11 protein-coding genes are annotated in these 12,943 nt (G+C 33.1%); 2 read left to right on the top strand and 9 right to left on the bottom strand.

What is annotated here, in order from left to right; all coding sequences use genetic code 11:
* Positions 1-3: 3 nt before the first annotated feature.
* From AC2H4K_RS07760 to AC2H4K_RS07750, 3 genes are read right to left on the bottom strand one after another with little or no spacing between them, the layout of a single operon-like run.
* Entirely contained in the window at positions 4-1,698 is a 1,695-nt protein-coding gene (locus AC2H4K_RS07760; RefSeq protein ID WP_493743024.1) for a DUF6909 family protein, read from the bottom strand.
* A 29-nt stretch (positions 1,699-1,727) separates the two neighbouring features.
* Entirely contained in the window at positions 1,728-3,230 is a 1,503-nt protein-coding gene (locus tag AC2H4K_RS07755; RefSeq protein WP_493743023.1) for a GH3 auxin-responsive promoter family protein, read from the bottom strand.
* Complete coding sequence (locus AC2H4K_RS07750) at positions 3,230-4,096, bottom strand: M23 family metallopeptidase (protein ID WP_281140722.1); 867 nt, start codon at positions 4,094-4,096, stop codon at positions 3,230-3,232. The genes AC2H4K_RS07755 and AC2H4K_RS07750 overlap by 1 nt, the downstream gene beginning before the upstream one ends.
* 113 nt (positions 4,097-4,209) lie before the next feature.
* On the opposite strand from AC2H4K_RS07750, the gene AC2H4K_RS07745 reads away from it, so the two are divergent.
* Positions 4,210-4,392 (top strand): twin-arginine translocase TatA/TatE family subunit, encoded by a 183-nt coding sequence (locus AC2H4K_RS07745; protein ID WP_493743022.1) that lies wholly within the window; start codon positions 4,210-4,212, stop codon positions 4,390-4,392.
* Between the two features lie 59 nt (positions 4,393-4,451).
* Here the strand turns inward: AC2H4K_RS07745 and AC2H4K_RS07740 are convergent, their stop codons facing one another.
* From AC2H4K_RS07740 to AC2H4K_RS07715, 6 genes are all read right to left on the bottom strand, one after another.
* Positions 4,452-5,432 (bottom strand): DUF4837 family protein, encoded by a 981-nt coding sequence (locus tag AC2H4K_RS07740; RefSeq protein WP_281140724.1) that lies wholly within the window; start codon positions 5,430-5,432, stop codon positions 4,452-4,454.
* A gap of 23 nt (positions 5,433-5,455) precedes the next feature.
* Positions 5,456-6,982: a LysM peptidoglycan-binding domain-containing protein gene (locus AC2H4K_RS07735; RefSeq protein ID WP_281140725.1), complete on the bottom strand. Its 1,527-nt coding sequence runs from the start codon at positions 6,980-6,982 to the stop codon at positions 5,456-5,458.
* Between the two features lie 78 nt (positions 6,983-7,060).
* Complete coding sequence (locus AC2H4K_RS07730; RefSeq protein WP_493743021.1) at positions 7,061-7,438, bottom strand: hypothetical protein; 378 nt, start codon at positions 7,436-7,438, stop codon at positions 7,061-7,063.
* A 98-nt stretch (positions 7,439-7,536) separates the two neighbouring features.
* Positions 7,537-9,435 carry a hypothetical protein gene (locus AC2H4K_RS07725; protein WP_493743020.1) on the bottom strand — a complete coding sequence of 633 codons (1,899 nt, stop codon included), beginning with the start codon at positions 9,433-9,435 and terminating at the stop codon, positions 7,537-7,539.
* Complete coding sequence (locus AC2H4K_RS07720; RefSeq protein ID WP_493743019.1) at positions 9,407-10,441, bottom strand: hypothetical protein; 1,035 nt, start codon at positions 10,439-10,441, stop codon at positions 9,407-9,409. The genes AC2H4K_RS07725 and AC2H4K_RS07720 overlap by 29 nt, the downstream gene beginning before the upstream one ends.
* The gene (locus tag AC2H4K_RS07715) at positions 10,434-11,624 is read right to left on the bottom strand and encodes a phosphoglycerate kinase (RefSeq protein ID WP_493743018.1); all 1,191 of its coding nucleotides are present in this window, start codon (positions 11,622-11,624) and stop codon (positions 10,434-10,436) included. The genes AC2H4K_RS07720 and AC2H4K_RS07715 overlap by 8 nt, the downstream gene beginning before the upstream one ends.
* Positions 11,625-11,710: 86 nt before the next feature.
* Here AC2H4K_RS07715 and AC2H4K_RS07710 point away from each other — a divergent pair, with 86 nt between their 5' ends.
* A complete protein-coding gene (locus tag AC2H4K_RS07710) occupies positions 11,711-12,865 on the top strand; it encodes a DNA polymerase III subunit (RefSeq protein ID WP_493743017.1) in 1,155 nt (384 codons plus the stop codon).
* Positions 12,866-12,943: the final 78 nt, after the last annotated feature.

The following is a 12,943-nucleotide window of genomic DNA, read 5'->3' as shown; positions in this document are numbered from 1 at the left end:
TGTTTATGAATTAAAAATCTGTTCTAGTATTTTTTTAGTAATTACGTATGTTGGTTTTACTCCTGAGGTTCCTAAACCTCCTGAAGCTAAAGTACTCCCTGTTTCAAGAGGATTATCACTCGCATAATAGGCATATCTAACTTTTACATCTTCATTTATGCTGCCCCTAACTTTTGATGCTGCCTGAATAGCCTTTTGGTAATGTGCGCCTTCCATTTCGAGACCTATCACATTCCACGTAGAGTTCTTAAAGAATTTAAGTATTTCCTTGTTTTGTAAGGATGTGCCTAGCACAGTTATCATAGTACCCTCAAAAACTTCTACTCCACAATCTAATAAATCACTTTTGCTTAGTTCGTTTTTAAACGGGTAATTATCTGCGGTACCTTCAAAAATATGAGCTGAAGGTATCATTATATCTCCTTTACCTCCTTCTAAAATACCTGCTTTACCCATAATAGAAATAGACCGAACATCTAAATGAACTTTTTTGCCATCAACTTTTATAGGTTTTAAAAACTCATCTAAAGTTTCATAAGCTTGCTCACCAAAAGCATAATCCATTACAAAAATGACTGCTTTTTCTTCAACACTATCTTTTAAGTAATTGAATTCTGTTTTGGTAAAATCTATTTTATCTGTGTCGAAAATCTGCACGTCAATGTTGGTTCCAGAAGTATCTTTAATGTAGATCATTCCGTTTTGCAACGCTGATTTTTCTACTTTATTGCGCAATAATGAGTTTTTTGAATCACTTAATGCTTCGTAGGTTTGAAAAATGTCCTTCTTGGCTTCAGAAGCTTTCAAAATGCCTTTTGCAAAAAGAGAATTCATCACACTATGCATATTGGCACTTATAATGTGAATTGGACGCTCAAGCAATCCATTTTTGTGTAATTCGGCCTTTATAGTGTCAGCCCAAACTTCTCCATGAATATGATGCCCTAAACGCTCTCTTAAAACAGGACTAAAAGTTATGGTTCTTTTAGTATTGTTTATAGTTTCTTCTATCGCAAGTTTTCCCAACCAATAAACAATATGAAGTAAGCGCTCTGGCTGACCTTCTATCGAAAATTTAGAATAGGCTTCTGTTAACTCATTAAAAGTTCTTCCTAAAATATTAGCCGTATGCGTTATGGCTATTTCTCTATCTTTTTGAGAAAGTTTTTCTGAAGATAATACTGCACTTTCTAATTTCTGCCAATCCCTTACAGTTGAACCTTCTTCATCGATAAGAACACGTTTGCTAATCTTGTGAGATTCTACAAAAAGAAATGTAAGATGCGTAAGTATATCATAAATCTCTGAGCGACCTCTAGTGATTTCGATATTCATTTGCTCGTCATCGATTCTGTAACAATTTCTCCTTCTTTTAGGCGGAATTATTGCTTTAAAATGTGAATTAGCGTAACCTTCATCACTTGTTAGGTTAATGAACGTACATTCCTCTATACCTTGAGGTAAACGATCTATAACATAAAGTAAGCCTTCTAATTCTGCTTTCTCTTCGCCTATAGAACCATAAATTTCAGGCCGAAGTAGCAGAAGTGCTTCCCTTAGTGTTTCACCAGAAACACCCATAGGTTTATAAAAACCGCGATTAAACAAGTGTCGCATGGTAATGTACATACGCTCTATTGCGCTCGAACTTTCTTGCGCTCTTGTTCTTTCGTGTCTTTTCTTATTTGTTGTACTCATATAGTAATTTAACCAGCAAATATATAGTTTTATTTAACTAAATGAAGCTCATATAACTTATCTGCTATTTTCCTATCATTTGATAATCTTGGAATCTTATTTTGACCACCAAGTTTACCAATAGATTTCATATAAGTTTGAAAGCCATCTTTTTTAATTTTTGTCACTTTTAATGATCTTAAAACCTTTCCTTCTATTAAATCAAAATAATAACTGTTCTGCTTTTGTAAAGATTGGTCTATAGCCTCTATGAATGTTTCTTCATTTTCAGGTTCATTTTCAAATTCTATAAACCATTCATGAAACGGCAAGCCAGATTCAGGATTTATTTGTGGCGCAACTGTGAATTCATTTACGGATATCTTAGTATTTTCTGTTGCTTCCTTTAAAGCTTGCTCCACTTCTTTTCCAATAACATGCTCACCAAAAGCCGAAATAAAGTGTTTAATTCTTCCGCTTACAATAACACGATATGGACTCAAAGATGTAAACTCAACCGTATCTCCAATATTATAAGCCCAAAGACCAGCTGTAGTAGAAATTATCATTACGTAATTGACACCAAGCTTTACATCTTTAATAGTTATTCTTTTAGGGCTTTCATCAAAGAAATGGTTGGTCTCTATAAATTCATAAAAAATTCCCGAATTGAGCTGAAGCAACATTCCTTTTTCATTCTGTTTGTCCTGAAATGCGAAAAAACCCTCACTCGCAGGATATAACTCAATACTATCTACCTTTCTGCCAATTAAGTTTTCAAATTTTGCTCGGTAAGGTTCGTAATTAACTCCACCGAAAATAAACAGATTGAAATTCTTAAAAATATCTCCAACCTTTTTATTCTTTTTTTCAATCAATTTCTCAAAATACATCTGAACCCAAGAAGGAATTCCAGAAATAACCGTCATATCTTCTTCTATAGTTTCATCTACAATGGCATTGACCTTAGTTTCCCAATCTTCAATACAATTGGTTTCATAGCTGGGCATTCTATTTTTTTGAAGGTATTTAGGCACGTAGTGTGCTACGATTCCAGACAATCTACCTAGTTTTATTTCATTTTTTTCTTCTAAAATTGGACTTCCTTGAAGAAAAATCATTTTTCCATCTACAAATCTTGTGTTTCCAGTTTCATGGATATAAAGTAAAATAGCATTTCTAGCTGCCTCTACGTGTGTTGGCATACTTTCCTTTGTAATAGGAATATATTTTGCACCAGATGTTGTTCCTGAAGTTTTTGCAAAATATACTGGCTTTCCTTTCCAAAGTACATTTTCTTCACCAGCAACTACGCGCTCAACATAAGGTTTTAATTCTTCGTAGTCTCTTACAGGAACTTTAGTTTTGAAATCTTCATAAGACTTAATTTCATCAAACTTATGATCTTTACCAAAAGCTGTAGTTTTAGCTTCTGTGATTAAATCATCAAATACCTTTTGTTGTGTCTCTGTAGGTTTTGAAGACCATTTTTTTATACGCTTAGCAATATATTTTGCAAAAGGTTTTGAAAGTGCCGCCTTAACTGAAGCCATTACTGAAAATCAATAAAATTAGTTGGATTTACTGGATAGCCTTTGCTCCATAATTCGAAATGCAAATGAGGTCCTGTGGTTAACTCTCCTGTATTACCAGACATTGCTATCACCTCACCTGCTTTTACTAAATCTCCCTGGGATTTTGTAATCTCAGAATTGTGTTTGTAAACAGAAATCAATTCTTGATTATGCTCTATGATGACCACATAACCTGTTTCCACAGTCCATTCTGCAAATATTACAGTACCATCTGCTGTGGCTTTAACAGGTGTATTGGCTGCAACAACCACATCAACCGCATAATGTTTTTCCTTGATATTATATGATTCGGAAATAGTTCCGTTCACTGGAGGAAATAAAACAAAATTCGATTTATCTCCCGACTCAAAAAGATTGTATTTATCTTCTTTATTAACTTTTTCTCTAAGCAAAGAGTCTTCTTTATTAGTGGTAACTTGTAACACTCCTATATCATTCTTTGCCGCCTGAAGTATAGAATCTCTATTAAAGTTTGAAGAAGCTACATCTCCCGTCAGTACTTTTCTAATAGAAGCATAGTAGCGCTTGTTAAGCTCCAACTCATGGACTAGAGAATCTGTTTTGTAGTTTAAAATAGTCGCTTGCTTCTTTAGTCTTGCTGAAGAATATCCTGGTATATACTCTCTAAGCGGAGTAAAAGCAATAAGTAATGTGGTTAGAAAAATTAAAGTAATAGCTGATATTGATGTAATTATAAACACATTGAGCCGTGTTAACTTTATAGCAAAACGCTCTTCAAAAGTGTCTTCGTTTAAAATCACTAAACGATACTTATGAAGCAGTTTTTTTGTGAATTTTTTTTCTTTAATCTTCTTTTTAGCCATCAAAACAAAATTAGTTAAAATACTTAAATAGGCGCTTCATTAAATCCTAAAGTTGACTTAAGAACGTTATTATTAAACTATAATTACTAACTTTGCAGTCTAAATTAAAAATTATGAATCTTAGCATTATACCTTTAGCGATTGGACCTTGGCAATGGGTTATCATAGGCTTAGCAATTCTTTTACTTTTTGGAGGAAAGAAAATTCCTGAATTAATGAAAGGACTAGGTAGTGGAATTAAAGAATTTAAAGACGCAAGTAAAGACGATTCTGCTGATAATAACGAAAATAAATAGTCTTTTTTATAATAAAGAAACTAAAGAAAAAGCCAACTTTAAAAGTTGGCTTTTTTTTATTACTTAATCTTAATTGATTTTATAATGGATTCGAGTTCAAAAATGTACTCTCGCTTATCTAAAGAAGGTGCATAAACATAACCATCTGCTACTAAGTAACGATTGTTTATTTTATCTTCAATCAAATATGTTATAAATGGACCAGCCATAGTGTAACCTTCCATAGTCCAAAGACCTCTTACCTCATAAGCTGGCTTATTATCAATAATTGTTTCGAACATTCCTGGTGCATACGCATCTTCAACTTTCATATAAATATCATCCTCGCCTGGAATTTTATTTTTGGTAATCTCATTTCTTAATTTAACAATGTCTACTATTGTACTGTCTCCTTTTGAAATAGACTCTAGCGGAACCTCATAAAACATTAGTTCCATCGTTTTAGAATTACTAAGATTTTTTCTTATCCAGAAGAAATCATCATCAGCTTTACTGATTCTGTATACCGAAGGAATGTTTATGGTAAAGCCTAATTTGCTCTCCATTTTTGCATCGTCTAATAAAGACAATTTGATACGTCTTTGCTTTTCCTTAACTTCTTCTTTGTTAAAGGCATCAATTATTTTTGCTGCGTTTTCTTTTAATTGCTCAACAATTTCTTTATCAGTTTTCCCACCAATTACAGCTACAGTCTGCGGTTTAGCGAATTCATTGTTTACAATTTTTGTGACAGGCTTTAAATTTCCTTTTTCAATCTTCAGTATAATTCTGCTTCTGGTAGCAAACCCATCGAACACTTGTGGCGGAATTTGTCTCATGTGAAACAATGGTTCATCTACAGGTAAACCCATTAACGGAGCGGCAAAAATGCTTCTGATATTTTCTCCAATGCTTCCTTCCCACAAAGTGTTATCTACTACAACCGAAATACTATTTAGATTTCCGTTAGACTCGGGTAAGTAAACTTGTTTGTCTGACTGCTTTTTTTCATCACAAGCCAAGACGGTAATACATAGTAATAAAGCGTATAAAGCTTTCATAATTTTTGTTTTTGTTGGTTTAACTACTCTGAAACAATCAATTTTGTTCCTATTCTGAGTTTATTACCACTAATATCGTTCCAATCTTTAATATTTTGAACAGAAACTCCAGAAAATTTTTGAGCTATGGTCCAAAGTGAATCTCCAGATTGTACTGTATAAGTCTGTTTTCCTTCTGCGTTCACTACTTTTTTGGGTGCAGAAGGTGTACTTGTAACATCAATTTTTCTAGGGTAAATTGTAAGTCGTTGGCCTATTTTAAGGTTATTACTTCTTAATCCGTTCCACTGTTTTATCTGACTCACCCTAACTCCGTATTTTCGTGCTATTTTACCAAGGTAGTCACCACTTCGTACACGATATCTAACTTTGGTATCATTATTAAATAACTGAGGTAAAGGTTTTTCTCGCTTGTCAAATTCGCTTTTGGCAAAAGCATAAATTTGTTCCTCGTTGGTTACAAACGTTCCTACTGCTTCTCTTGGCAATCTTAGAACATAGGTTTTACCTTCAACTTTCGGAATAATATCTAATCGATACGAAGGATTCAAAAATTGAAGTTCTTCTATATTAACACCTGTAACTTCAGAGACTTGATCTAAAGAGATCATCTGTTTTACGTGAATAGTATCGGTTTCTATATGCTGAAACATTGGTCTTTCAGGTTGAAAACCATGCTCTTTAGCATATTCAAAAATATACATTGTCGCCAAAAATGCCGGAACATAACCAGCTGTTTCCCTAGGTAAATTATGACGAATATTCCAATAATTCTTATAACCACCAGAACGTCTTATCGCTTTATTTACGTTTCCTGGACCTGAATTGTAAGCCGCTAAAGCTAAGTCCCAATCTCCAAAAATTTCATACAACTTTCCTAAGTATTGAGCCGCAGCTGTTGTTGACCTTATAGGGTCGCTACGTTCATCTACATAACTGCTTACATCCAAATCGTGTTCCTTGCCTGTAGCAAACATAAATTGCCATAAGCCAGTTGCACCTACTCTAGATCGCGCTCTTGGCTTTAATGCAGATTCTACAATAGCCAGATATTTCATTTCTAATGGAATATTGTAATTGTCGAATTCCTGCTCAAACATTGGAAAATAAAAATGGCTTAAACCCATCAAACTTTCTAATGAAGACCTTCTATATTTCAAGTAGCTTTTTATGACACTTTCTAACGAAGGATTGTACTCTACATTAAAAGGTGTTCTTGCATTTAAACGCTCAAGTCTTGCTTTTAGAGTATCTGTGGGTAATTCAGGATAATCCACAGGATCATATTCCAATTCTGTAACCGATTTATATATGGTATCAAAGAGTGAATTGCTATACAGCTCTTCTAACCATTTCTCATCTAATTTAGCAGCCTCAGGATGATCTTTAAGGTCTTTAATGTTTAAAGTATCTTGCTCTGCAGGAATTGTCTGTTTTGAGGTAAGCAACTTTCCGTCAATCACAGAATCTTTTGAGGTGGTTTGAACCCTCTCTTGGGTCCAGCCAAAATCAAAAAAGCACAATAAAATTAAAGTATAAACTAATCGCATGTTATCGAATTTATATAAAAAAACGTAATTCCTGTAAATATGGTATATTTTTAATGCTTTTGAAATTTGATTAAACACTTAATAATTATCGTTATACCAGCGCAACCAACTACATTCCTTTAATACCTCTTGATAATAATTGGACTCTGAGTAATTATCGCGTAAATCTTTGAAATGGGCTTGGTGATTTTCACAAAGGTAAAAATCATATTCATTTGTTTGATTATTCCTTGTATAATCAAAGCAACTTTCTGTTTTAGCTAACATAAAAGTGAGCCGTGCTTTTACTTCATTATCTCCTTTGCTTTCTATACCTTTTTTAAAATACTTTTCTGCCCACATCATTGCGTTATCTGTTGTTTCTGTAGTATTACCACCAGATTCACTCATCAACTCATTTCGGTTATCATTTCCTACATAATAAAGATTATTTACAAACCATCCTACTGCACTCATATTGTACCAAGCATTACCCAACATATAATAATATTCTGCTGCGTTTTCTTTTTCTTGTTTTGCTAAAGTCTCGAGCTTTATAAGGGCTTTGGTTAGTTTTATTTTATTATCTCTATAATTTTTTCTCTTACTCCCACTGGTTCATCATCTGAAGTAACGGTATTATTTAATTTCAACTCTTCTAAATATTTGACATGAAATTGATCTGATATTGAGTTGAAATCAACATTCATCCATTCTTTTATAGATCCTGAGAATAATTCTGGTCTAACGTCCTCATTCCAAAACTCTGATGTATTTTTAATTGCTTCAAACTCTTTTAAAGCTCTATACAATTCTTTTTCTCTTAAAAAATATGTTCCTCTTAGCTCGTGTATAAAATCATTGACATCCACCTTTACTCTGTCTAAAATTATTTGCTCAAAATGGGTGAAAGACTTTAATTTTATAAATTCATCTAAACTATTAATAACATCTATTTTTAAAAATGAATACTTGGTTTCAAGCTCATAATTATAAGCATAGTTGTTATTAATTGTACTCCAGTCAAAAGGTTGATCACGAGGATAACTATCGTAATCTATTGCTATAAAAGCACTTAACAAGGGATTATCTTTAGAATATAAGGCACTAATATGATTGAAAAATGCAGCGACTACTGGTTTGTATGTATTAAGGTCTTTATCTTGATCTAATTGTTTGAAAACTTCATTGATTTGCTGACGGTTTGGTGTCTTTATATCCATAAAATCTATTGCAAACAGTAATCGTTTTTTATGAATTTTAGAAGCATGCCACTGAAATTGTGTATTTAATGTAGCTTTTGCTTCACTATACTTACCTTTTTTTATTTGCGATAGTGCTTTAAGCAAAGTCAAAGCACTTTTATCTTTAAGTGTTTTATTTGTTAGAATTTCATCTATAATGATTTTACTTTCATTAGTATAAGTATTCTGTATTCCTTCAAAATAATATCCATTGTCATCATGCTCAAAGAGCTGAGATTGTATATCATCTATAAGTCTTGCTGTTAACACTTCTAAATACGGTGAATTGACATCGATTTCTGCTATTTTCTTCATCTCTTTTAAAACATCTCCTCTGCCATAATACGCTTTAAAAAAATGAAAAATATCCTTGTACTTTAAGTCCTTATAAAAGCTGCTGTTTTCATTTAACTGGCTCCAGTCTATAAAACGAAGACTCAAAGCACAACGCTCTCTTCTGTCTGGTAAGTTTTTGAATACCTCAAGGTAATTTTGAGCAGCTATACTGTGTTGACTAAGATTAAAATAAGCTCCCGAAACTTGCTCTAACGCTCTGTAATAGATGTATCTAGAACTATTATTTAATTCTAAATATCTTTTAAAAGCACTGATAGCCAAATCATTGTCTTGTTTGTAATGTGCTAACTTTACAATTTGATACCCAACTCTATTCTTAAAAAATTGGTCTGGTGCGTCTTTAATTAGAGCAACCGCTTTTTCTAACCAAGGAGATTTATCTTCAAAACTTAATGTTTCTCCTTGATACCAACCTGAATCGTACGTCTTATCGCTAGCTAAGCGCTCTGTGCCTTTTGCCAAAAGTAGATAACGCTTAAAAAAAGTGTACTTAGTTTTATTAATGTTGGTATACATTAATCTTTCGTTCTCATCGACATCTTCTTCTCCCTGAAGCCATTGTATTGACTTTTTGTAAACAAGTAACCTTAATTCTTCTTTAGAAAAACTACCATTAAAGTAGTTATACCATTCATCAATATTATAGTTTGTAGCATTGCTGTTGGGAAAATAATCGCAAAAAACAATATCTGGACAATTTAAAAACGACTTATTATCTTCATCTACTAATGAAAACTGATCAATAATTGGATAATACACACTATCCCAAGACGGATCCCAACCACAAAAAGTAGGCAACTTAGAGTTGGCTTCTAAACTTGTAAACCCAAGAATTACAAGTGCGTTAATTATAACAAAATGTCTTAAGATCATCGTTTGTAAAATTAGACAACACAGGCGAACCTATGTGATAAAAAACTGTGCTATATGGTTTTGTTGATGCTGCTTTTATTAACTCGGAGAGTTTTTTTAGGTCATTTTTACTTACCGTCTCAATCCTAATAACATCATCTTTATAAATAAAATTACTACTTATATAACAATCTTGAGTAGCCTTGTAAATATTTAACGTTTGAGTAGGTCTAAAGTTCTCGCTAAAAGTCTTCAACGAATAATTATTTAAAATTGCTACAGGCTTTTCTCTTCTGTAAAGAATAGCCCACTCAAATACAGGCAAGGCCAGATCATAAGGTAGTAGATATTCACTAAGACGCTGTAAATATTGACTAGTAATATTGTTGTTAATAATAGAGTTTGTCTCGTCAATATTCAAAATATCTCCAACATTATATGCCATAAGTACCACTTTATCTACAGGAGGCACTCCTGTTTTTTCTCTATATTTTACCTGATGCAATCTTAATGTTGTCGAGAGTTCAATGTTATCAAAATAGGTTGCTAAACTTTCTAAGAAGGCAAAGTATTTCATTTTTGTGTTTTGAGACCAATCGCAATCAATCTGAATTTTAGTTAACATCTTTTGAGGCTCGAAATAACTTTTAAAAAGACGCTTTATTTTTTGAGAAACAGGTTTTGATAACGATTTACTTTCCTCTAAGGTGATATGTTTAAAAACTTCATTTTTTATGAATACAACTGGAACTATGGTGTCTACAACCACTTCAAAATCTTTTGAAAACTGAACTGTTGCAATTGGTAAGGGTTTATTTTCTTTGGTATTAAAATCTACATCAAAAAAACGCATATACAAGATGTTACTTTGTCCATCTTGTATATGCGTTTTATCTTGTTCTGTTAAGTTAAAATTCGTTTTCCAGTGGTAAAAACTGTATTTAGAATCATTTACTTCTGTTTTGCACGACGAAATTGTTGTGCAAAAAACTATAACGAATATTAAACTTGAAAGACTTTTAATCATTAAGAATTGCCGCAATACCCGGAAGCGTTTTACCTTCTAAGCTTTCTAGCATAGCTCCACCACCAGTACTTACGTAACTTACTTTATCTTCAAAACCAAACTCTTTTACGGCAGCTACAGAATCTCCTCCTCCAACTAAAGAAAACGCTCCGTTTTTAGTGGCGTTAGCAATTGAATTTCCAAGTGCTATAGTGCCTTTAGAGAAAGTTTCCATTTCAAAAACTCCTAGCGGACCATTCCATAAAATGGTGTTACACTTATTAACTACGTCGTCAAAAATCTCTAAAGATTTTGGTCCAGCATCCAAACCTTGCCATCCATCAGGAATGTGATAAACATCTACGTGTTGTGTATTGGCATCATTGCTAAAAGCATCTGCAGCAATCACATCTACAGGTATATGAACTTGTACTCCTTTAGCCTCAGCTTGTTTTAATATATCTAAAGCCAATTCCATTTTATCATCTTCGCAGATAGAATCTCCAACAGAACCACCTTTAGCTTTAATGAACGTAAATGTCATTCCTCCACCAATAATAAGGTGATCTACTTTGTCTAAAATATTCTCAATAACAGTGATTTTTGAAGATACTTTAGCACCACCAAGTACAGCTAAAACAGGTTTTTCGCCATCTTCCAATACTTTTTTGATGCTTTCTATTTCTTTAGCCAATAAGCTTCCGAAACATTTAGCATCTGGGAAAAATTCTGCAACAATAGTGGTGGAAGCATGAGCTCTATGTGCTGTACCAAAAGCATCATTTACATAAATATCTCCTAGCTTAGATAATTGTTTTGCAAAATCTTTATCACCTTTTGTTTCCTCTTCATGAAAACGTAAATTTTCGAGCAATAAAATTTCGCCTGGTTGTAAAGCATTTGCCTTTTCTTCGGCTTCTTCACCAACACAGTTACTTGCAAATTTTACTTCCACACCAAGAATATCTTCAATTTTTGAAATGATATGCTTTAAAGAAAACTCTTCTTGTACTCCTTTTGGTCGTCCTAAATGCGACATTAAAACACAACTCCCACCGTCTTCTAAGATTTTTATAATCGTTGGTTTTGCCGAAATAATTCTAGTGTCGTCTGTAACTTCAAATTTATCATTTAGAGGTACATTAAAATCTACACGGATTAATGCTTTTTTATCTTCAAAATTAAAATCGTTTAGTGTCTTCATCTGTTTTAAATAAGGAATATGTTTCTCTGTTTTGAATAACAAATATAAAGATTAGAAAGCATAAAAAAATTACATAGTTTTGCTTTATGTTATTTTCTGAAGTTTTAGGGCAAGAACACATTAAAAATCACCTTACAACAAGTGTTGATCAAGGTAGAATTGCACACGCGCAACTTTTTGTTGGACCAGAAGGTTCTGGTACTTTACCAATGGCCATAGCTTATGCACAATACATTTTGTGTAGCAACACTGGTGGTGAAAACACTGGCGGAAATGAATCTTGTAATCTAAAATTCAAGAACGTATCACATCCCGATTTGCACTTTGCATTTCCTGTTACTACAAGTGATAAGGTAAAAAGTAAACCCGTTTCTAATTTTTATCTAGAAGAATGGAGACAACTGTTAGACCAACAACCTTACGGCAACCTTTTTGATTGGTACAAATTATTGGGTGTGGACAACAAGCAAGGGCAAATTGGTGTTGATGAGGCTTTTGAAATTGTAAAGTCCCTTTCGTTAAAATCTTACGAAGGAGGTTATAAGGTGATGCTAATTTGGATGGCTGAAAAAATGAACACTGCAGCTGCCAATAAGCTTTTAAAACTCATTGAGGAGCCACCAGAAAAAACCATTTTCATTCTCATTGCAGAAGACGAAGAACAAATCATAAATACCATTCGTTCGCGTTGTCAAATACTAACGTTTCCACCACTAGCTGAAGAAGCAATTACTGAAGCTTTGGTAAGAAACTATCATATTGAAAACTCCGTTGCCACTAAAATTGCGCATCAAGCTAATGGTAATTACAACAGGGCTTGCGATCTTATTTATCAAGATAGTGAAGATATTCAGTTTGAAAAATGGTTTATTCTTTGGGTACGTTCGGCTTTTAAGGCTAGAGGAAACAAAGCCGCTATTCACGATTTAATTTCTTGGAGCGAAGAGATTGCTAAAACCGGAAGAGAAACACAGAAGAAGTTTTTAGCGTTTTGTCTCAATTATTTTAGGCAAGCCATGCTCATGAATTACAAAGCTGATTCCTTGGTGTATTTAGAACCAAAATCAGAAGGTTTCAAACTTGAGAATTTTGCTCCATTTGTGCATGGCAATAACATTTTGGAGATTAGTGATGAGCTTCAAGATGCTATTTATCACATAGAACGCAATGGAAATTCTAAGATTATCTTAACTGATTTAAGTATAAAACTTACGCGTTTACTACATAAAAAAGCTGTCTGAATAGCATGAGAATCTGTCATTCTGAATTTATTTCAGAATCTCAAAAAAACTGATTTTCAAATTGTTTTAGAATCTGAA

Source organism: Winogradskyella sp. 266wxhm, from assembly GCF_058964685.1.
The sequence above is the reverse complement of the archived record's forward strand: the minus strand, read 5'-3'. Positions and strand labels throughout refer to the sequence as shown.